Below are 18,732 nucleotides of genomic sequence, written 5' to 3' on the forward strand. Positions count from 1 at the left end.
CGCGCGGACCGGGTGGTCACCCGCACCTCGTCGGCCACCAGGAAGCACGAAAGCAGCCCGATGCCGAACTGGCCGAGGAACTCGTGCCGCGCCAGCCCCAGATCGTCCCGCTTGGAACTACGCCCGATCGTCGCGAGCAACTCGTGCACCTCGGACTCCGACAGCCCGATGCCGCTGTCGTGCACCCGCAGTGTCCCGTCGCCGGTCACCTCGGACGGCTCGATCGACACCACGGCCGGCGCGTCCCCATCGACCGCCCGGCGCGCGGTGATGGCATCGACCGCGTTCTGCAGCAGCTCACGTACATACACCCGCGGACTGGCGTAGAGATGCCGGCTGAGCAGGTCGACGACCCCCCGTAGGTCAACCTGAAACGCTCGCTCCACGCCCCTGCCTTTGCCCCTGCCGCTGAATACGATCACAAATGCTACTCGTCCAGTGCATTTCCGCTGCGCAGAGCCGGCAATTTCCGCTCCAGACCGGCACGTGGATCGGCGGGTGGAAGCGGCTGCGCGGGATGCAGGGTGCACGTTCCGGCAGGTCTGGACATAAGGGCCAGAACACCCGGTGAAGTGGCGGTTTCCGTCTACGCGGAGATCATCAGCCTGCGTTGAACGCGCGGCGGCCGGGTACAGCTCAGGGGAAACCGCAGCCCCCGGGAAGCCCCTTCCGCTCCTCGGAGAGCGAAAGGGAGATGAATGCCGACGGAAACGGCCAGCCAAGTAGTGACGGACGGCCGCCCCGTGGCGCAGCCCGGCAGCCTGGAGCGGGGCATCGACATCCTGCTCGCCCTGAGCGCCGCCGCTCACCCGGTCAGCCTGTCGCAGCTGTGCCGCGCCACGGGCCTGCCCAAATCGACCGCGCACCGCATCCTGGGCGTGCTGTGCTCCCGCGAGCTGGCCAGGCGGGTGGGCAACGGCTACCTGCCGGGCGAGCTGCTGGAGACGACGACCGGCATCACCCGCCTGCACGTGCCGGGCACCCGCAAGGTGGTGCTGCCCTATCTGCTCTACCTGTACGAGACCACCAGGCAGACGGTGAACCTGGCCGTCCCCTCCGGCCTGGAGGCCCGCTACGTCGAGCGCCTGTACGGCCACAACCGGGTCGACTCCCGATCCGACGGCATGGACCGCGCGCCGCTCCACTGCACGGCGACCGGCAAGGCGCTGCTGGCCTTCGACCCGGCACTGCGCCGCGAACTGATCGCCCGCGGCTCGTTCGAGCGGATGACGCGCCGCACGATCACCACCCTGACCGGGCTCGAACGCGAGCTGGATCAGGTCCGCAGGCAGGGCGTGGCGTACGCGCAGGAGGAGTTCACCGAGGGGGTGTCGTGCGTGGCCGCGCCGGTGTTCGGCCCGGGCGGCCGGATCTGCATGTCGCTCGGGGTGGCGGCCCCCGCCGGCGCGGCGCCGCTGGCCAGGCTCGGCATCTCCGTACGCGGCGCCGCCCAGGCCATCTCGGCCGCGCTCCTCAGCGCGTAGGCGTTCCGGTCACTCGGCTGCGCTCCTCAGCGCGTAGGCGTTCCGGTCATCGGAACACCTCATCGGTGCGTGACCGGAAGTGTTCCGTTGGCCGAAACCGCTCATTGCGGCGCGGCGGCCCCGGCGTTCACATCGGCATATGGACTTCCATCCCGCTCCGGCCACCCAGGAGGCGCCCGCGGTCCGGGAGGTCCGCACCCGCATGGCCCCGGACCCGCGGGCGCCGGTCGGAACGCGGGAGGCCGCGCGTGCCTAGGGGCCTCCCCAGGGCCACTGTGCTGGAGAGCCTGCGCCTGGCTGCCACCGTCGTCCCGCCCGGCGCGCCGCACGCGATGCCCGGACGCGACCTGCTTCGCTCCCGCGCGCTCCTGGCCGAACTGGAGGCCAGGTACGGCGGCCGCCCCGTCCTGGTGCGCGGGCTGCGCGGCCCGGCGCTGCTGGTCATGTCCAAGCGCGACGCCCTGCGCGTACTGTCAGAGGGGGGCGAGTACGCGCAGGGCGTCGAACAACGCCCCTTCGGCCTGCCGACGGACGTGCTGCGCCCGGCGTTCATCGAGATCGCCAGGGCGGAGGCCAAGGAGCTGACCTCGGGGGTGGTGGACCATGACCGCCTCGACGCCCGCTGGCAGCGCGTGGCCAGACGCTGTGTCTACGGCGACGGCGCGGCCGACGACGAGGAGCTCACCAGACTGCTGGCGGGCCTCACGTGGGCCGGCAGGTGGCGCGCCAGGCGGCGCCAGGAGATCCTCTCGGGCCGGTACGACGCCCGCATCCTCGACCACCTGCGCCGTGCCGAACCCGGCAGCCTGGCCGGCCTGATCGCGGAGAACGCCGGCGAGGCCGAGTCGCGCGGGCTCATGCAGGCGGCGTTCTGGCTGATGGGGTTCGGCGCGATCTCCGCCGGGCTGACGCAGACGCTGGCGCTGCTCGCCGCCCACCCCGCCCAGCGCAAATCGGCCCGCACTGACCCCGACTACCTGCGGGCCTGCCTGCGCGAAGGGCTGCGCCTGTGGCCGCCGGTGCCCGCGCTCTCCCGCGTCACGACCACGCCGACCGACTGGTACGGCACCACCCTGCCCGCGGGCACCACCGTGCTCGTGCCGATCGCGGCGCACCAGCGCAGCCCGCGCCTGCCGTACGCGAACACGTTCGCGCCCGAGATCTGGCTGGACGGCAGCGCGGCGAACGAGTGGTGGGCCCGGCCCGGCTGCGACGGCGTGCACCTGACGCTCGCGGTCGGCACGGCCTTCCTCGCCGGCATCGTCCGCGCGGCCCGGCCCAAGCCGGTCGGCCGGCTGCTGTCACCCCACCGCCCGCTCCCCTACGCGCTCAACGTCTCCCGCCTCCGCGTCGCGATGCGCCCCCTGCGCATTCACCGCCTCACTCAGTGATGGCACCGCCCCCAGTCGCATGGGCGGGACCGGGCGTGCTGATGCGCATGCCTGCTCAGAACCAGTGGCCAACGGGTGCCCCCTTCCTCCGTTAGAGTCTTGGGTACAAAAGGCGTGCCTGGCGGAGGAACGGTTCGGGTTGAGACGGGATGACGACGGCGAGAGGACGGCGACGTTGGGGCGCTCCGCAGGCACTCCGCTGGAGCCGGAAGATCCGCCGGCGATCGGCCCCTACGAGCTGATCAGCCGTCTCGGCTCCGGTGGCATGGGTGTGGTCTACCTCGCCAAGGCGGCCGACGGGTCGCGGGTGGCACTCAAGGCGATCCGGCGCGACTACACGGCCGACCCGGTCTACCGGGCGCGTTTCCACGAAGAGGTGTCCAACGCGCGCAAGGTGGCCTCGTTCTGCACGGCGCGCGTGCTCGACCACGGCGAGGACCGCGGCGTCCTCTACCTCGTCACCGAGTACATCGACGGCATCTCGCTCGAGGACCACCTGATCGAGCACGGCGCCCTCTCGCCGTCCGTGCTGCACTCCGCGGCCGTCGGCGTGGCCGCCGCACTGACCGCCATCCACGCGGCGGGGCTGGTGCACCGCGACCTCAAGCCGGCCAACGTGATGCTGACGCTGGCCGGGCCCCGGGTGATCGACTTCGGGCTGGCGCGGTCGACGCACGTGGACTCCCGGCACACGAACGCCGGCATGGTGATGGGCACGCCCGGCTGGATCGCTCCGGAGCAGGTCTTCGAGGGGCGTACGAGCCCGGCGGGCGACGTGTTCGCGTGGGGGTCGCTCATCGCGTACGCGGGGCTGGGCGGGCATCCGTTCGGCGAGGGGGACGCGTACGTGATGGCGGCCCGGGCCCGTACGGCGCCGCCCGACCTGCGAGGGCTGCCCGCGCCGCTGGACCGGCTGGTGGCCGCGGCCATCCACCCCGACCCGACGCGCCGGCCCGCGGCCAGGCAACTGCTGCTGGAGCTGGTGGGCGCGGCCGACGAGCCCGCGGCGCAGCTGGCCGCCACCAAGCACCTGACCAACACGTGGAACCCATCGGACTTCCCGCTGATGCCGCAGCCGCCGCACCGGATGCCGCCCGACCGCACGGGCGCGGTGCCGGGCACCGGCCGGCCGCACCCGTCGCACGGCCCGTCCCAGAGTCCATCGCACGGTCCGTCCCACGGCCCGTCGCGCACTTCTTCGCAGCAGGGCCGCGGCGCGCACCCCGAGGCACCCGCGCGCGGCCCGCAGCCTCCGCCACCCGCGGAGCGCACCGGTCCCACGCCGGGAGCGGGCCCGGTCCCGCCTGCCGAGCGCACCGGACCCACACCGGGGACGGCCCGGGGGCCACAGCAGCCACCGCCTGCCGAACGCACCGGGCCCACGCCTGGAATGGGTCGCGGGCCGCAGCAGCCGCCACCCGCCGAACGCACCGGGCCCGTCCCTCCTGCTCCCCATCCGGAGCGCACCGGCCCCGTGCCGAGCACCGGCCGGGGGCCGCTGGGGCCGCTCCCCCACCAGCAGAGTCCGCTGCCCCACCACTCGACCACCGGTCAGGGGCCGCTGCCGGGCTACCCGCCCGCCAAGCGCAAGCGGGGCGTGCTGACGGGCTGCCTGACCGCCCTGGTCGTCGCGGTCGTGCTGCTGGTGGCGCTGATCGTGCTGCTGGCGTGGGTGTTCCGCTCCCCGGCGGTCGGCGAGGACGGGCCGGTGCAGGACGGCAAGCTGCGCTTCGCCGTGACGAGCACGAAGTGCCCCAAGCCGACGAGATCGGCGGCCAAGCGCACGTGCCAGGTCGGGGTGACGGTCAGCAACGTCGGGCAGGAGGCCAGGGTGCTCTACCCGGGCCAGCAGAAGCTGATCGACGAGAACGACGAGCTGCACGGTGGCACCAAGCTGCTCGACCAGGACGGCAAGGAGATCACGCCGATCCGCATCGAGGCCGGTCGGTCGTTCACCGGCGCGCTGGTGTTCGAGCTGCCGAAGGGCCTCGACCCGGCCGGGCTCGAGGTGCACGACTCGGGGCTGAGCAACGGAGCCCGGCTCAACCTGGGCTGACCCGTACCGCGCGACCGGGAGCAGGGCCGCCCCACGGGCCCCGCACCCACTCAGCCGCAGCGGCGGGGTTGCACCGCACCATGGCCCCGTCGTACGGGCGGGCGCGCCTCAGAAGCCCCGGGACGGCGAGACCACGCCCTCCAGCGGAGCCCCGTCCTTGAAGCGCCGCACGTTGGAGGTGACGCGCTCGGCCAGGCCGCGCCAGTAGGAGGAGCGCGGGTTCGCGCAGTGCGGCGTGATGAGCGCGTTGTCCAGGCTCCACAGCGGGTGGCCGTCGGGCAGAGGCTCGGGGTCGGTCACGTCGATGGCCGCGCCGCCGATGCGACCCGCGCGCAGCGCGTCCACCAGCTCGTCGGTGTCGACGAGAGAGCCCCTGGCGACGTTCACCAGCCAGGCGTCCTCGCGCATGAGCTCGAACTCCCGCTTCCCGAACATCCCCCTCGTCTCCGGCGTGGCCGGCGCCGAGACGACGACGTAATCGGCCTCGGGCAGCGTCTCGCGGTAGCGGGCGCGCGGGAGCACGAGGTCGGCGCCGGGCGCCTCGCCGCTGTCGGTGACCGCCAGGACGCGGCAGCCGAACGGCTCCAGCATCCGGATGAGCGCCCGTCCGATGCCGCCGAAGCCGACGATCGCGACCGTGGAGCCGGCGAACTCCCTGGACTCGTTGCGTCCCCACTTCGTGGCCCTGGCCGCCCGGTGCAGGCCGCGCGCGGCCGCCAGCATCAGGCCCAGCGCGTGCTCCGCCACCGGCACGCCGTAGGAGCCGGTGGCGGCGGTGAAGACCGGGTGCTCGGAGACGACTCCGGCGTCCGCGAACCGCTCGATGCCCGCGCTGGGCAGCTGCACCCAGCGGATGCCGTCGTGGAGCATCGACCGCAGCTCCTCGGGGCCGCCGCTGCCGTAGTAGACGATCGCCTCCGCGTCCTCCAGCGGCACGACCTCACCGCCCGCCCGGCGTACGGCATCGATGAGCACGGGCACCGGCTCAGGTCCGACGTGGACGGCGACGGTCATGCTGCGTCTCCTTCTCGCATGGGGCCACCAGCGTACCGATGGCGTATGAGCACGGCGTTTCCGGGTGCCAGCATCTCTTCAGGGAGCGTGGGTATGTTGTGCCGGGTGTCCGCCGCCATCGCCCTGCCTGACTCCTCCGGGCCCAGCCCCTCCAGATTGGCGTGGCTGGACGCGCTGCGCGGGATCGGCGCGGTGGCCGTGGTGGCCGAGCACCTCCTGCCGTGGTTCCTCCCCCAGCTCAGGCCGTACTGGTTCAACCTCGGCATTTACGGCATCCTGGTGTTCTTCCTGGTCAGCGGCTACATCATCCCCACTTCGCTGGAGCGCCACGGCGATGTGCGCGCGTTCTGGATCAGCCGGATCTTCCGCCTCTACCCGCTCTACCTCAGCGTGATCGTCGTCATGCTGGCTCTGGCCTGGTGGGTGCCGCTGCGCGCGGAGGTGCCGCGGGACGGGAGCGCGGTGGCGGCGCACGCGACCATGCTGCTCGACGTCGTGAGCGTGGGCGGCGTGGCCGACACGATGTGGACGCTTTCGTACGAGATGGTGTTCTACCTCCTGGTCACGGCGCTGTTCCTGGTCAGAGGGCATGGCCGCAGCGGACTGCTGTCGATGGTGTTCGCGGCGGGCGCCGTGGCGGTAGGGCTCGTGGTGTCGGGAGCACTGGTGGCGGGCGGATGGCCCGCCTACGTCTCCGCCGCGGTGTTCCTGGTGGGGCTGGCGTGCGTGATGTCGGGGCGCCTCCGCACGGCCTCGGCCTGCGTGCTCGGCCTGATGGCGCTGGCGCTGCTGCTGCTGAGCAGCCGGGTGCCGTGGCTGGGGACGGCGGTGCTCGCGGTGATGTTCGCGGGCACGGCCATCCACCGGTGGGAGCGGGGCGGCGGGCGGCTGTGGCCGGTGGCGGTCACGGCGGCCCTGGTGGCGCTCGCGCCCCTGTGGGCGATCGAGGGCGGATGGTGGTGGGTGCGGGCGGACGTGTGGCTGACGACGATCGCGCTCGCCGGTGCCACCTTCGCGGCGGGGATGGCGCTGCGCGGGCGGCGGCTGCCCAGGGTGCTCACCTGGCTCGGCCTGATCAGCTACTCGCTCTACCTGGTGCATCATCCGCTGCTGAAGTACTTCGTGGAGATCACCGGTGACCTGCGGCGGGCGGAGCTGCCGTACCAGCTCATGATGACGGCGCTGGCCGTGGCCGTCGTGCTGGCCGTGAGCGCGCTGTCCTTCAGATACGTCGAACGGCCCATGCAGGCGCTGGGCCGCCGCCTGTCACGCCGGAGCGCCCGCCGGCTCCAGCGCGCGGGCGATCTCCGGATGCCCGGACAGGGCACGCGCCACGACGGGGTCCTCGGCCATGAGGAACGCCAGGTGCCTGACCGCGTGCGCGACCACGTTGGCCAGGGCGACGCGGTCGGGTGACGGCGTCGCGGGAGTCTCGCCCCTGGCGATCTCCAGCGCGGGCACCTCGACCGCGGGCAGCCACGGCGCCGGATCCGGGCAGACCGCATATGTCAGCACGATCCCGCCGTCCGGCTCATGGCGCCAGCTCGTGGAGTGCACGACGGTGCCGGGATCTCCCGCCGCGACCCCGCTGAGCCGGCGCGCGCACTCGTCCGGGCTTTCGCCGGGCGCGGGCTGGGTGATGGCATGGCGGTAGGACCAGCGACTGTCGGTGCCCATCCGTAGCATGAGCGTCTCAACCGAGACCACGTGTCTTCCCGTCACCGTCAACAACTTACTGCCAATGATATGCAAGTACGTCCTATGCGCATGATGTTCTCGCTCTTGAACACGGCGGCGGGCCCGGCTGTAGTCGATGGCGTGCGAGAGAGAGGCCGACAGCGATGCCCGGTTTGCTGGTGCTGATGGGGTCGGGCGAGACGAGCCCGACCATGGTCGAGATCCACCGCGCGGCGGCGCGGACGCTGCGCGCGGGCGCGCGGGCCGTGCTGCTCGACACCCCCTACGCCTTCCAGGAGAACGCCGCCGACATCTCCGCCCGCGCCCGCCGCTATTTCGCCCACAGCGTCGGCCTGGATGTCGAGGTGGCGGCCGGGATCACGGGAGCCGACTGGGTCTTCTCCGGTCCCGGCAGCCCCACCTACGCGCTCGACCGGTGGACCGGCTCGGGCATCGCCGGCGACCTGCGTGCCCGGATCCGCGCGCGCGAGGGGGTGACGGTGCTGGCCTCGGCGGCCGCCTGCACGGCGGGCCTGGCCACGGTGCCGGTCTACGAGATCTACAAGGTGGGCGCGGAGCCCCATTGGCGCGAGGGCATCGACCTGCTGGAGCCGCTGGGCCTGCAGGCCGTGCTGATCCCCCACTTCGACAACGCCGAGGGCGGCACCCACGACACGCGATACTGCTACCTCGGCGAGCGCCGGCTGTCGCGCATGGAGCGCGAGCTGCCGCCCGGCACCGCCGTCCTCGGCCTCGACGAGCACACGGCGCTGGTGATCGATCTGCAGGCCGAGTCCGTACGGGTGACGGGCCGCGGCGGCCTCACCGTCCGCCGCCCCGGCTCCCAGACCGTCCTGCCCACCGGCACCCGCACCGACCTCGCCGAGCTCCGCCGCCTGGCCGAGGGCGCCACCGGTTCGGCCACGATCCCGCCGCCCCCGGCTGAGCCCGCTCCCGCGGAGGTCACGCTGGAGGAGACCGTCCACACGTGCGAGGAGCTGTTCAAGGCGGCGGTGGGCAAGCCCGACCTGGTGGCGGCGGCCCAGACCGTCCTCGACCTCGAGGCGGAGATCGTCAAATGGGCCGCCGACACGGAGGAGGACTCCGGCGGGGTCGAGCAGGCCAGGGAGCTGATGCGGCTGCTGATCGCCCGGCTCGGCGAGCTCGCCTCGGCCGCCGCCGTCGGCTCCCGTGGCCTGCGCTCGCTGGTCGAGTCCCTGCTGGCGCTCCGGGGTCGGTTGCGTGAGGAGGGACAGTACGACGTGGCGGATGCGCTGCGCACGGCGATGCTGGAGGGCGGCATTGCGGTGGAGGACACACCTGACGGGCCCCGCTGGACCTACACTCCTTGACGTGACGGACGACTGTCGCCACGGAAGCCACACCGTCGAAGACCGGCTCGAGCTGCCCGAGACCGGCGAGCGGATCGAGCTGATCGACGGGAGCCTCATTGCGAGCCCCATACCCGCATATGTCCACGCCATCGCGACGAGCCGGCTGATCCGCGCGTTGGATGACGATCTCCCCCCGAAGCCTCGAAATGGTGGCGGCGGGAAATGTCATCGTCGGAGATGACGGGCTCATTCCCGACGTCGTCGTAGGGCACGCCAAGGCCATACTCAAAGGCCCTGTCGCGCTCGCCGCCTCCGACGTCCTGTGCGTGGCTGAAGTCGTCAGCCCTGGCAAGGTGAATCGAGACCGCGACTACACGATCAAACCGCCCAAATACGCCGCAGCAGGCATCCCGGTTTTCATCAGGGTCGAGCTCCAGGGCGTGCCTCGTGTCGAGGTCTTCCATCTGGGCGAGCAGGGCTACGAGCTGGTCGCGGAGGCGGAGGCGGGCACCATGCTCACGCTCGACCAGCCCTTCCCCGTCTCCTTCGATCCAGCGGCGTTGACCGGGCCGCGATCTCGATGAGACCTCGCCGCTAGAAGGTCCTGGCGATCTGGCGCGCGCGTTCGTCGGCCTGCTTGCGTTCGTCCTCGTACGAGCCCGTGAGCGTCGGATGGTGGCGGATCTCCTGGATGTCGCTGATGCCGGTCCAGCGCAGCCAGCCGTTGAAGAACGTCGACTGGAAGTCGCTCCCGAACGCCGGCCCCAGCTCCGGACCCCAGACCGCGCTGGTGTAGACGACGGCGGCGCGCTTGCCGGCCAGGAGCGAGCGGTAGCCGGTCTCCGGGTGCACGTCGAAGATCATCGCGGGCTGGCTGACGACGTCGATGAACTGCTTCAGCTTGTACGGCACGCCCGAGTTCCACATCGGCACGCTGAAGAGATAACGGTCGTAGGAGTCGAAGCGCTCGAACGTGCGCACGGCGGCCGCCCACGCCTCCGCCTGCTCGCCCTCGGGAGTGCCGCCCCCGAACACGGTCATCTTCGCCCCAGCGGCGGCGGGCCCGAACTCGGGCAGCGTCCCGTCCCACAGGTCGAAGTGGTCGACCGTCGCGCCTGGACGGGCCGCCAGGTACTCCTCGACGAAGGCCTGCGCGATCCCCAGCGAGATCGACTCCCCGCCCCGAGGAGAGGCGGAAATGTGCAGCAGTCTGCTCATGAGTTCATGTCCTTTCCGGACTTCGGTCCGATTAGCACTCATGAAAATACGGACTGAGGTCCGGTTAGTCAACATGCAGATGCGCGCAGACGATCGATCGTGCGGATGGCGCGTTCGGCAGGCGGAGAGAAACTACCGGCGGGGAGGGTCGATCCGGGCGCCGTCCAGGGTGAAGATCATCAACCGGGAGAGATCCACGGCCACCTTGGCCGCGTCGCCGGCGCGCCAGACGGGGCGGTTGCCCAGGCGGACGATGATGTCGGAGCGGCGGTGGATGCCGCTGTTCGGGTGCTGGCCCACCCTCTCCTGCTCCTGGTGCTCCTCCTCGCGCGACGACGAGAACATCCGCCGCACCAGCCCCGACAGCTTCCCGGACCCGTTCTTCTGACCGTTGATCCGCTGGCGCGGGTCCGGCGGCTCGGGCACCGGCACGGCGGGCATCCCGCACTCGATGTAGGCCAGCCACTCGTGCCCGTGGTACTCCAGCGCTCGCACCCGCCCGAAGAAGGACGGCCCCTCGTACGACTCCGGCACCGGGGCCAGCCCGTCGGGCCGCAGGCCCACGAGCACCTGCCCGCCCGTGTGCTGGGAGATCGCGTACGCCCTCGGATCGCTCCACGGCAGCGTGAGCCGGTGCGGACCGAAGTCGAGCATGACGTACTGGTTCTGCGGCGTCCTGACGCCCGCCGCCAACAGGTTCAGCTGCTGGGAGTTGAGGAACGCGGCGACGAAGGCGGTGGCTGGATCGTTGTAAATCTGGGCCGGTGTGCCGACGTCCTGCAGGACTCCCCTGTTCATTATGGCGATCCTGTCGGCGAGCGTCAGGGCCTCCACCTGGTCGTGCGTGACGTAGATCGTGGTCACGCCGAGCGACCTGACCAGCGCCGAGATCTCCATGCGCAGCTCGGTACGCATGCCGGCGTCCAGGTTCGACAGCGGCTCGTCCATCAGGAACAGCTTGGGCTGCCGGACGATCGCCCGGCCCATCGCCACGCGCTGCCGCTGACCGCCCGAGAGCGTGCCGGGGCGGCGGTCCAGGGTCTCGTCGATGTGCAGAGCCTTCGACAGCTCCGTCACGCGCTCCCGCACCATCGCCGGGTCCGACTTGGCGATCTCCAGTGGGAAGGCGATGTTCCCGCGCACGGTCCTGTGCGGATAGAGGGCGCCGTTCTGGAACACCATGGCCACGTCCCGATCGCGCGGAGCCAGGTGGTTGGCGATCTGCCCGTCCAGCCAGAGGTCGCCCTCCGTGATCTCCTCCAGTCCCGCGATCATGCGGAGCAGCGTGGACTTGCCACATCCGGAGGGACCGAGGAGGACGAGGAACTCGCCGGCCTCCGCCCGAAGGCTCAGCCGGTCGACTGCGAGGTAGTCGCCCGGATACACCTTGGTCACTTTGTCGAGAACGACCGAGCTCATGGGCCTACACCTTGCGCGCGTGTCACCTGTGACGAGGCTGATTGAAGAGGTAGTACATCGCGCCTTAACGGTACATGTCCACCCTTGACATAAAGAATCTGCTTCAAAGGGGTTTCGGTCGCGCGTTTTGGGGAGCCATAAGCCTTAATTTCCGTATTCGAGTGGTATGTAAGGACTTGCGTAAACTTGCGGCAAGGGATTTCATAGTCGGGACCTTCAGGGGGGACTATGACGGCATGGTGGCGGGACGCCGCGATCTACCAGGTGTACGTGCGTAGCTTCGCGGACGGCGACGGCGACGGGATCGGCGACCTGATCGGCGTTCGCGATCGCCTCCCGTACCTGGCAGGTCTGGGCGTGGACGCCGTCTGGCTGACGCCGTTCTACCCCTCCCCCATGGCCGATTTCGGGTACGACGTCGCCGACCACAGGGACGTCGACCCGCTCTTCGGCACACTCGCCGACGCCAAGGCCCTCATCGAGGACGCGCACGCCCTCGGGCTGCGGGTGATCGTGGACATCGTCCCCAACCACACCTCCTCGGCCCACCCCTGGTTCCAGCAGGCGTTACGCGGCGAGCAGCGCGATCGCTACATCTTCCGCGACCAGCCGAACGACTGGGAGTCGATCTTCGGCGGGCCGGCGTGGACGCAGGTGGAGGACGGGCAGTGGTACCTGCACCTGTTCGACCCCGCGCAGCCCGACCTCAACTGGGACAACGACGAGGTGCGCGGCGAGTTCGAGTCGATCCTGCGATTCTGGCTCGACCTGGGCGTCGACGGCTTCCGCGTGGACGTGGCGCACGGCATGGTCAAGCCGCGCGGCCTGCCGGACATCGGCCGCCCGGACCAGGCCAGGCTGGTCGGCAAGGAGCCGGTGCCGTACTTCGACAACGACGGCGTGCACGACATCCACCGCTCGTGGCGGCGCCTGCTCGACTCCTACCCCGGTGAGCGCATCGGCGTGGCCGAGGCGTGGGCGCCCACGGCCGAGCGGCTGGCGATGTACGTCCGCCCGGACGAGTTGCACCAGGCGTTCAACTTCCACTACCTGTTCGCCCCGTGGGACGCGGCCGAGCTGAGGACGGCGATCGACTCCTCGCTCGCCACCGCCGCCTCGGTGGGCGCCCCGACCACCTGGGTGCTGTCGAACCACGACGTCAAGCGGCACGTCACCCGCTACGGCAGCCTGGCCAGAGCCCGCGCCGCCGCGCTGCTGACACTCGCGCTGCCCGGCTCGGTCTACGTCTACCAGGGCGAGGAGCTGGGCCTGCCGGAGGTGCTCGACCTGCCGGCCGAGGTGTGCCAGGACCCGCAGCGCCTGCGCGACGCCGACAGCGGCCGCGACGGCTGCCGCGTGCCGCTGCCCTGGACCCGTGAGCACGGCTGGCGGAACCCGTGGCTGCCGATCCCGGCGGACTGGGCCGAGCTGAGCGTCGAGGCCCAGGAAGGGGTGACCGGCTCGACGCTGGAGCTGTATCGGGCGGCGCTGCGGCTCCGGAGCGCGTTCAGCGGAGACCTGACCTGGCACGAGTCGCCGGAGGGCACGCTCGTGTTCTCCAGGGGCAGCGTGGTCTGTGCCGTCAACCTCACCGGGACACCCGTGGACTTCGGGGTCGACGGGGAGCTCCTGCTGGCCTCGGATGTCCCTGGAGCAGGGGATTCGGCCGCGTGGTGGAAAGTAAAGTGTCAGGCATGAACGGTCACGCTCGCCTAGCCGACATCGCCGCCCAGGCCGGGGTGAGTGAGGCCACGGTCAGCAGGGTGCTCAACGGCAAGCCCGGCGTCTCGGCCGCCACCCGCCAGTCGGTGATGGCCGCGCTCGACCTCATGGGCTACGAGCGCCCGCCCCGGCTGCGGCAGCGCAGCAACGGGCTGGTCGGCCTGGTGACGCCGGAGCTGGACAACCCGATCTTCCCCGCGTTCGCGCAGGCCATCGAGAAGGCGCTGACCCAGCACGGCTACACGCCCGTGCTCTGCACCCAGCTGCCGGGCGGCGCGCCGGAGGACGAGTTCACGGAGCTGCTGGTCGATCGCGGCGTGAGCGGCATCGTGTTCGTCTCGGGCCTGCACGCCGACACGACCGCGCGCATGGACCGCTACACCCGGCTGACCGACCGCGGGCTGCCGATCGTGCTCGTCGACGGCTACAGCGAGCACATCGACGCGCCGTTCATCTCGCCCGACGACCGCCTGGCCGCCCGGCTGTCCGTGCAGCACCTGGTCGATCTCGGCCATGAGCGCATCGGGCTCGCGCAGGGGCCGCGCAGGTTCGTGCCGGTGATCAGGAAGATCGAGGGCTACAAGCAGGCCATGGCGCAGCTGCTCGGCGCCACCGACGTCGACGAGCTGATCGCCCACTCGCTGTTCTCCGTCGAGGGCGGGCAGGCGGCCGCCGCGCAGCTGCTGGCCCGGGGCTGCACCGGCATCGTGTGCGCGAGCGACCTGATGGCGCTGGGCGCGATCCGCGCCTGCAGGGAGAAGGGGCTGTCCGTGCCGGGAGACGTGTCCGTGGTCGGTTTCGACGACTCGCCGCTGATCGCGTTCACCGACCCGCCGCTGACCACCGTACGCAAGCCGATCGGCGCCATGGCCTCGGCGGCCGTGCAGACGCTGCTCGAAGAGGTGAACGGCGCCCCCGCCAAGCACGTCGAGCTGATCTTCCAGCCGGAGCTGGTCGTCCGCGGCTCCACCGGCTCCGGCCCCCTGGTCAACCGGTGAAGGGGTGGAGGCCATGAACACGCTCGACGTCCTGGTCCTCGGCGGTTCTGGGGTGGACACGACGGTGTACGTGCCGGAGCTGCCGCTGCCGTACCAGGACACCTACCACGTGCCGCCGGTCGTCGACCGGATCGGCAACACCGGCGCGGGCGTCGCGCTGGGCTGCCACGCCCTCGGGCTGGGCGTCGCCTTCGCCGACCTGATCGGCGACGACCCGCAGGGCGCGCTCGTCCGCCACGCACTGCGCGAGATCGACTGCTCCTGGGGGCCGGCCGCGGCGGGCACCCGGCGCAGCGTCCTGCTCGTCGGCCCCGACGGCCGCCGCACCTCGCTCCACGACCCGAAGGACACGCCCGGCGAGCGCATGCCGCGCGAGCTGTACGCGAACGTGCGCGCCAGGCACGTCCACGTGTCGATCATGGATTTCTGCCGCCACGTCTTCCCCGACCTCGACGGCATCCCGGTCTCCACCGACCTGCACGACTGGGACGGCCTCAACGACTACCACAAGGACTTCGCGTACCAGTCGGACGTGGTGTTCCTGTCGGCGACCGCCCTCGCGGACCCCGAGGCGACGATGAGCGACATCCTCGCGCGCGGCCGGGCCCACACGGTCGTGTGCATGCGCGGGGCCGACGGCTGTATCGTCCTGACGCGCGACTCCGAGCCGCGCGCGTTCCCGGCCGTGCCGCTGCCCGGCCCGGTGGCCGACAGCAACGGCGCGGGCGACGCGTTCGTCTCCGGCTTCCTGTACGGCACGGTGCGGGGCCGATCGCTGGAGGAGTGCGTACGGCTGGGGTCCATCGCGGGGGCGCACGCGTGCACGGTCGCCGGCACCCACGAGTCCCCGATCACCGAGTCGCTGCTGCTGGCTAGGTTTTCGCGGTAGACGGCTGGTCCAGCTCCCGCCAGGCCCGGCAGACGAACGGCGGGATGGACGCGATCAGATAGACGCTGGTGAAGGCGTACAGGGTGGTCGTGAGGCCGGTCAGTTCGGTGAGCGAGCCGGCCAGCAGGCCGCCGAGCGGCATGGCCGCGTAGGCGGCGGCCGTCATGGCGCTGAGCGCCCGTGCCCTCAGGCGCGCGGGGATGCGGTCGAACTGGATCACGCCGAGAATGGGGTTGATCGCGCCGGCCGCGAATCCGGAGAGAGCGGCCACGCCGAGCGCCACGGGGAACGGCGCGCCGAGGGCCAGCACCAGCACGCGCGGCACGCCGGCAATGAGGAAGCACCAGCCGTAGGTCAGCCGCGTGGGTAATCGGCCGCCGGCCGCGCCGTAGACGATGGTCCCGGCCACCGCCCCCGCCCCGAGCCCGCCGGTGAGCAGGCCGAACGCGCGGGGGTCGCCTGCCACGTCGCGGGCGTACAGCGCCAGCAGCACCTGCGTCACGCCCGTGTCGAGCATGTTGACGACCACGATCATCCCGGTGGCGCTCAGCTGCAGCCGGTCGCGCCAGAGGAATGTCAGCCCGTCGCGCAGGTCGCGCAGGTAGCCGCCGGATTCGCGTTCTCCCGTGTCGATGTGCGGGACCCCGGCGGAGATGAGCAGCGCGGACAGGAGGAAGGTGACGCCGTCGACGATGAGGAGCGTGCTGGGCCCCGCCCAGAGGATGAGGATCCCGGCGAGCGGGGCGCCCACCATCGTCGCGCCGCGGTTGACGCCGTCGTACGCCGCCGTCGCCCGGCTGATGCGCACGCGCCCGAGCGCCGACAGGTCGGGCAGCATGGCCTTGCGCGCGGTCTCTCCCGGGGTGGCCGCCAGCCACCGTACGAACAGGAGCAGCAGCAGGATCGGATAGGAGAGCCCGGTCGTCAGCGACAGCGCGGGAATGGCGAGCACGACGAGGCCGCTCGTCAGGTCGGACAGCACGCTCGCCCAGCGGAACCCCAGCAGATCCACCAGCGTGCCGCCGAACGCGGCGGATATGACGATCGGGAAGGTGGTGGCGAAGGCGGCCAGCCCTGTGAGGCCGGCGCTTCCCGTGCTCTCCAGGACGAACCACGGGACGGCGAGCATGGAGAGCACGTTTCCGGTGACGGAAAGGGCGTTGGCGGCCAGCAAGGTGATGAATGGACGCCTCACGCGCAATAGCCCCCGCAACGTCTCCCGCTTCAGCGTTCCTCACGGTCGGCCCGCGGTCAAGGGAGAAGGGTGGCGCTTCTGGAGCGGCGCGTAGCGGGCGCGGGCGCGGCGGCGGCTGTCGGCGGCGGCTGTCGGGTTCAGCGGGTGCGGTGGGCGGACAGGGTGGCGTGGTGGTCGGCGCCGTCCGGGCCGTACGGGTCGGTGTGGACGGTGGCGGCCTTCAGCCGTGGCAGGTCGTGGATGAGGCGGTGCTCGGCCTCCACCGCCACCGCGTGCGCGTCCACCACCGACATGCCGTGGTCCACGAGGATCTCCACCTCGGCGTGCAGGGCGTGGCCGATCCAGCGCAGCCGTACGGAGCCGACCCGCCGCACCCCGTCCACCGCGACCAGGATGCGTTCTGCGGTGTCCACGAGGGCGGGGTCCACGGCGTCCATGAGCCGGTGGTAGATCTCGCGGGCGGCGTCGCGCAGCACGAAGCAGATGGCGAACGTGATCAGCAGTCCCACGATCGGGTCGGCCAGCGGGAAGCCGAGCGCGGCGCCGCCCGCGCCCAGGAGGACGGCCAGGGAGGTGAAGCCGTCTGTCCTGGCGTGCAGGCCGTCGGCCACCAGCGCGGCCGAGCCGATCTCCCTGCCCACCTTGATCCGGTACCGGGCCACCCACTCGTTGCCCGCGAACCCGACCACAGCCGCCCCCGCCACCCAGCCCACGGCTCTGACGTCCTGGGGGTTCAGCAGCCGCATGACGGCCTCGTACCCGGCGAAGGCCGCCGAGGCGGCGATCAGCAGGACGATGGCGATGCCCGCGAGGTCCTCGGCCCTGCCGTACCCGTAGGTGAAGCGGCGGGTGGCGGCGCGGCGGCCGAGGGAGAACGCGATCGCCAGCGGGACGGCGGTGAGGGCGTCGGCCAGGTTGTGCAGGGTGTCGCCGAGCAGCGCGACCGAGCCGGAGGCCACGACGATCACCGCCTGGACGGCGGCGGTGGCCATCAGGACGGCGAACGAGATGGCCAGCACACGCATGCCACGGCTGCTGGACTCCAGGGCGGCGTCGGTCTTGTCGGCGCTGTCGTGACTGTGCGTCCTGAACAGGCCGTGGGCCAGGCGCGCGAATCTCCCCGCCGACCCCTGATGCCCGTGCCCGTGTCCATGGCCGTGCCCGTGTCCGTGCCCTCGAAGGTCTCGCTGGTCAGCCATGGCATCCCTCGCTTGCGCTCTTCGTCCGTTCTGACCATGATATGTAGTCATGTACGCACGCGACAACGTCTCAGGTGCCAACCGGTCGCAGGAGCAACCCACTCCCGCCCAGGTGAACGCGGCCGTGGACGCGTTCCGCATGCTCAGCGACGGCACCCGGCTGCGGCTGATGTGGTTGCTGTCGTCAGACGAGCAGGATGTGAACTCGCTTGCCCAGGCGGTCGGCGTGCCGCGGCCGTCGGTGTCGCAGCACCTGGCCAAGCTCAGGCTGGCGGGGCTGGTGGACACCCGCAGGGAGGGGCGGCGCGTGCTCTACCGGGCACGCGACTCCCACGTACGGGCGCTCATCGCCGAGGCGCTGTTCCACGCCGACCATGAGGTGTCCGGCCAGCCCCGCCACGACTGAGCACGCTCCACGGGCACGCACCCGAGCAGGGTCAGCGGGATGAGGCCCGGGCGGCCAGCTTGGCGACCACGTCCACGATGCGGGCGGCACGTTCGAGCTCGGCGCGGTGGAACACCGGCCCGTCCGCCCTGGCCACGACCAGATGCAGCCCCTGGGCCACCACCGGCAGCAGCATCAGTCGCAGCTTGTCGGCGTCCATGGTGGCGGCCCGGGGCGGCGGCTCCGGCAGATCAAGTTCGAACTTCTTGGGAGCGGCCAGCGAGGCGTGCCGCACGGCCCCGTCGGCCAGCGCCACCGACCACTCCGCGCCGCACAACCCCGGCAGCGCGTCCACCAGCGTGGCGAAGCCACGCGCGGGCTCGGACACCACGTGCATGAGCAGGTCGTAGTCCAGCGCCGAGCCAGGCACCTCCTTGGTCGCCCAGACGCCCTCCACCCGTACACCCGGCACGGCGGACAGCCGCTCGCGGGCCTCGGACGTGGTCACCGGCCCCGGCCAGGAGACAGTGAAGTCGTCCACGGCCCGACCGCGCTCGCGTTCGAGCACGGTGACCTGCAGGATGTCCGCGCCGAGCGCACCCAGGGCCCTGGCGACCTGGCCAAGGCCGCCCGGCCGGTCCGGCAGCGACACCCTCAGTCGCAGCAGCATTGCCGCCCCCTTTCCAGAGGCTCCCACAGTGCCGTAGAAAGATTTCGAGAATATTCCACGGATATGTCGCACATGCTGCGG

18 protein-coding genes are annotated in these 18,732 nt (G+C 71.5%); 11 read left to right on the plus strand and 7 right to left on the minus strand.

The window, feature by feature from the left end; translation table 11 throughout:
- Positions 1-386 (minus strand): ATP-binding protein (locus AB0J64_RS43445; RefSeq protein ID WP_364041368.1); only part of this gene is annotated, 386 nt, incomplete at its 3' end.
- A 138-nt stretch (positions 387-524) separates the two neighbouring features.
- Between AB0J64_RS43445 and AB0J64_RS43450 the strand changes: the two genes are divergently transcribed.
- The 4 genes from AB0J64_RS43450 to AB0J64_RS43465 all read left to right on the plus strand — a co-directional run bounded on the left by AB0J64_RS43450 (position 525) and on the right by AB0J64_RS43465 (position 4,931).
- Entirely contained in the window at positions 525-614 is a 90-nt protein-coding gene (locus tag AB0J64_RS43450) for an XdhC family protein (RefSeq protein WP_364041370.1), read from the plus strand.
- An 84-nt stretch (positions 615-698) separates the two neighbouring features.
- Positions 699-1,484 carry an IclR family transcriptional regulator gene (locus tag AB0J64_RS43455; protein ID WP_364041372.1) on the plus strand — a complete coding sequence of 262 codons (786 nt, stop codon included), beginning with the start codon at positions 699-701 and terminating at the stop codon, positions 1,482-1,484.
- A gap of 248 nt (positions 1,485-1,732) precedes the next feature.
- Positions 1,733-2,875: a cytochrome P450 gene (locus AB0J64_RS43460; protein ID WP_364041374.1), complete on the plus strand. Its 1,143-nt coding sequence runs from the start codon at positions 1,733-1,735 to the stop codon at positions 2,873-2,875.
- A gap of 139 nt (positions 2,876-3,014) precedes the next feature.
- Positions 3,015-4,931, plus strand: a complete 1,917-nt coding sequence (locus AB0J64_RS43465; protein WP_364041376.1) for a protein kinase — start codon at positions 3,015-3,017, stop codon at positions 4,929-4,931.
- Between the two features lie 108 nt (positions 4,932-5,039).
- On the opposite strand, the gene AB0J64_RS43470 is transcribed toward AB0J64_RS43465, so the two are convergent.
- Complete coding sequence (locus AB0J64_RS43470) at positions 5,040-5,945, minus strand: D-isomer specific 2-hydroxyacid dehydrogenase family protein (RefSeq protein ID WP_364041378.1); 906 nt, start codon at positions 5,943-5,945, stop codon at positions 5,040-5,042.
- A 105-nt stretch (positions 5,946-6,050) separates the two neighbouring features.
- Between AB0J64_RS43470 and AB0J64_RS43475 the strand changes: the two genes are divergently transcribed.
- From AB0J64_RS43475 to AB0J64_RS43485, 3 genes are all read left to right on the plus strand, one after another.
- Positions 6,051-7,361: an acyltransferase gene (locus AB0J64_RS43475; RefSeq protein WP_364041380.1), complete on the plus strand. Its 1,311-nt coding sequence runs from the start codon at positions 6,051-6,053 to the stop codon at positions 7,359-7,361.
- 425 nt (positions 7,362-7,786) lie between these two features.
- Complete coding sequence (locus tag AB0J64_RS43480) at positions 7,787-8,974, plus strand: hypothetical protein (RefSeq protein ID WP_364041381.1); 1,188 nt, start codon at positions 7,787-7,789, stop codon at positions 8,972-8,974.
- 161 nt (positions 8,975-9,135) lie between these two features.
- Entirely contained in the window at positions 9,136-9,540 is a 405-nt protein-coding gene (locus tag AB0J64_RS43485; protein ID WP_364041382.1) for a Uma2 family endonuclease, read from the plus strand.
- A 10-nt stretch (positions 9,541-9,550) separates the two neighbouring features.
- Here AB0J64_RS43485 and AB0J64_RS43490 read toward each other — a convergent pair whose 3' ends face one another.
- Both AB0J64_RS43490 and AB0J64_RS43495 read right to left on the minus strand, forming a co-directional pair.
- On the minus strand, positions 9,551-10,174 hold the full coding sequence (locus tag AB0J64_RS43490) for an NAD(P)H-dependent oxidoreductase (protein ID WP_364041383.1): 624 nt from the start codon (positions 10,172-10,174) through the stop codon (positions 9,551-9,553).
- A gap of 132 nt (positions 10,175-10,306) precedes the next feature.
- Positions 10,307-11,593, minus strand: a complete 1,287-nt coding sequence (locus AB0J64_RS43495) for an ATP-binding cassette domain-containing protein (protein WP_364041384.1) — start codon at positions 11,591-11,593, stop codon at positions 10,307-10,309.
- 228 nt (positions 11,594-11,821) lie between these two features.
- Between AB0J64_RS43495 and AB0J64_RS43500 the strand changes: the two genes are divergently transcribed.
- Genes AB0J64_RS43500 through AB0J64_RS43510 form a run of 3 tightly spaced genes read left to right on the plus strand, consistent with a single transcriptional unit; the run spans position 11,822 to position 15,202 of the window.
- Positions 11,822-13,291: a glycoside hydrolase family 13 protein gene (locus AB0J64_RS43500; RefSeq protein ID WP_364041386.1), complete on the plus strand. Its 1,470-nt coding sequence runs from the start codon at positions 11,822-11,824 to the stop codon at positions 13,289-13,291.
- Positions 13,288-14,313, plus strand: coding sequence for a LacI family DNA-binding transcriptional regulator (locus tag AB0J64_RS43505; protein WP_364041388.1), 1,026 nt, complete (start codon positions 13,288-13,290; stop codon positions 14,311-14,313). Before AB0J64_RS43500 ends, AB0J64_RS43505 begins: the two co-directional genes overlap by 4 nt.
- Before the next feature lie 13 nt (positions 14,314-14,326).
- Positions 14,327-15,202 carry a PfkB family carbohydrate kinase gene (locus AB0J64_RS43510; RefSeq protein ID WP_364041390.1) on the plus strand — a complete coding sequence of 292 codons (876 nt, stop codon included), beginning with the start codon at positions 14,327-14,329 and terminating at the stop codon, positions 15,200-15,202.
- Here the strand turns inward: AB0J64_RS43510 and AB0J64_RS43515 are convergent.
- Both AB0J64_RS43515 and AB0J64_RS43520 read right to left on the minus strand, forming a co-directional pair.
- Positions 15,186-16,397 carry an MFS transporter gene (locus tag AB0J64_RS43515; protein WP_364041392.1) on the minus strand — a complete coding sequence of 404 codons (1,212 nt, stop codon included), beginning with the start codon at positions 16,395-16,397 and terminating at the stop codon, positions 15,186-15,188. The genes AB0J64_RS43510 and AB0J64_RS43515 overlap by 17 nt on opposite strands.
- A gap of 137 nt (positions 16,398-16,534) precedes the next feature.
- Positions 16,535-17,596: a cation diffusion facilitator family transporter gene (locus AB0J64_RS43520; RefSeq protein WP_364041394.1), complete on the minus strand. Its 1,062-nt coding sequence runs from the start codon at positions 17,594-17,596 to the stop codon at positions 16,535-16,537.
- 49 nt (positions 17,597-17,645) lie between these two features.
- On the opposite strand from AB0J64_RS43520, the gene AB0J64_RS43525 reads away from it, so the two are divergent.
- Entirely contained in the window at positions 17,646-18,002 is a 357-nt protein-coding gene (locus tag AB0J64_RS43525; RefSeq protein ID WP_364041396.1) for a metalloregulator ArsR/SmtB family transcription factor, read from the plus strand.
- 31 nt (positions 18,003-18,033) lie between these two features.
- Here AB0J64_RS43525 and AB0J64_RS43530 read toward each other — a convergent pair whose 3' ends face one another.
- The gene (locus AB0J64_RS43530) at positions 18,034-18,651 is read right to left on the minus strand and encodes an ACT domain-containing protein (protein ID WP_364041398.1); all 618 of its coding nucleotides are present in this window, start codon (positions 18,649-18,651) and stop codon (positions 18,034-18,036) included.
- Positions 18,652-18,732: the final 81 nt, after the last annotated feature.

Source organism: Nonomuraea sp. NPDC049695 (assembly GCF_040674955.1).
Lineage (GTDB): Bacteria > Actinomycetota > Actinomycetes > Streptosporangiales > Streptosporangiaceae > Nonomuraea > Nonomuraea helvata.

Coding starts and splice junctions, on each gene's coding strand:
- AB0J64_RS43495 (WP_364041384.1), bottom strand. CDS start 11,593: ATGAGCTCGGTCGTTCTCGACAAAGTGACCAAGGTGTATCCGGGCGAC.
- AB0J64_RS43530 (WP_364041398.1), bottom strand. CDS start 18,651: ATGCTGCTGCGACTGAGGGTGTCGCTGCCGGACCGGCCGGGCGGCCTT.
- AB0J64_RS43510 (WP_364041390.1), top strand. CDS start 14,327: ATGAACACGCTCGACGTCCTGGTCCTCGGCGGTTCTGGGGTGGACACG.
- AB0J64_RS43470 (WP_364041378.1), bottom strand. CDS start 5,945: ATGACCGTCGCCGTCCACGTCGGACCTGAGCCGGTGCCCGTGCTCATC.
- AB0J64_RS43485 (WP_364041382.1), top strand. CDS start 9,136: ATGACGATCTCCCCCCGAAGCCTCGAAATGGTGGCGGCGGGAAATGTC.
- AB0J64_RS43520 (WP_364041394.1), bottom strand. CDS start 17,596: ATGGCTGACCAGCGAGACCTTCGAGGGCACGGACACGGGCACGGCCAT.
- AB0J64_RS43480 (WP_364041381.1), top strand. CDS start 7,787: ATGCCCGGTTTGCTGGTGCTGATGGGGTCGGGCGAGACGAGCCCGACC.
- AB0J64_RS43525 (WP_364041396.1), top strand. CDS start 17,646: ATGTACGCACGCGACAACGTCTCAGGTGCCAACCGGTCGCAGGAGCAA.
- AB0J64_RS43505 (WP_364041388.1), top strand. CDS start 13,288: ATGAACGGTCACGCTCGCCTAGCCGACATCGCCGCCCAGGCCGGGGTG.
- AB0J64_RS43500 (WP_364041386.1), top strand. CDS start 11,822: ATGACGGCATGGTGGCGGGACGCCGCGATCTACCAGGTGTACGTGCGT.
- AB0J64_RS43490 (WP_364041383.1), bottom strand. CDS start 10,174: ATGAGCAGACTGCTGCACATTTCCGCCTCTCCTCGGGGCGGGGAGTCG.
- AB0J64_RS43455 (WP_364041372.1), top strand. CDS start 699: ATGCCGACGGAAACGGCCAGCCAAGTAGTGACGGACGGCCGCCCCGTG.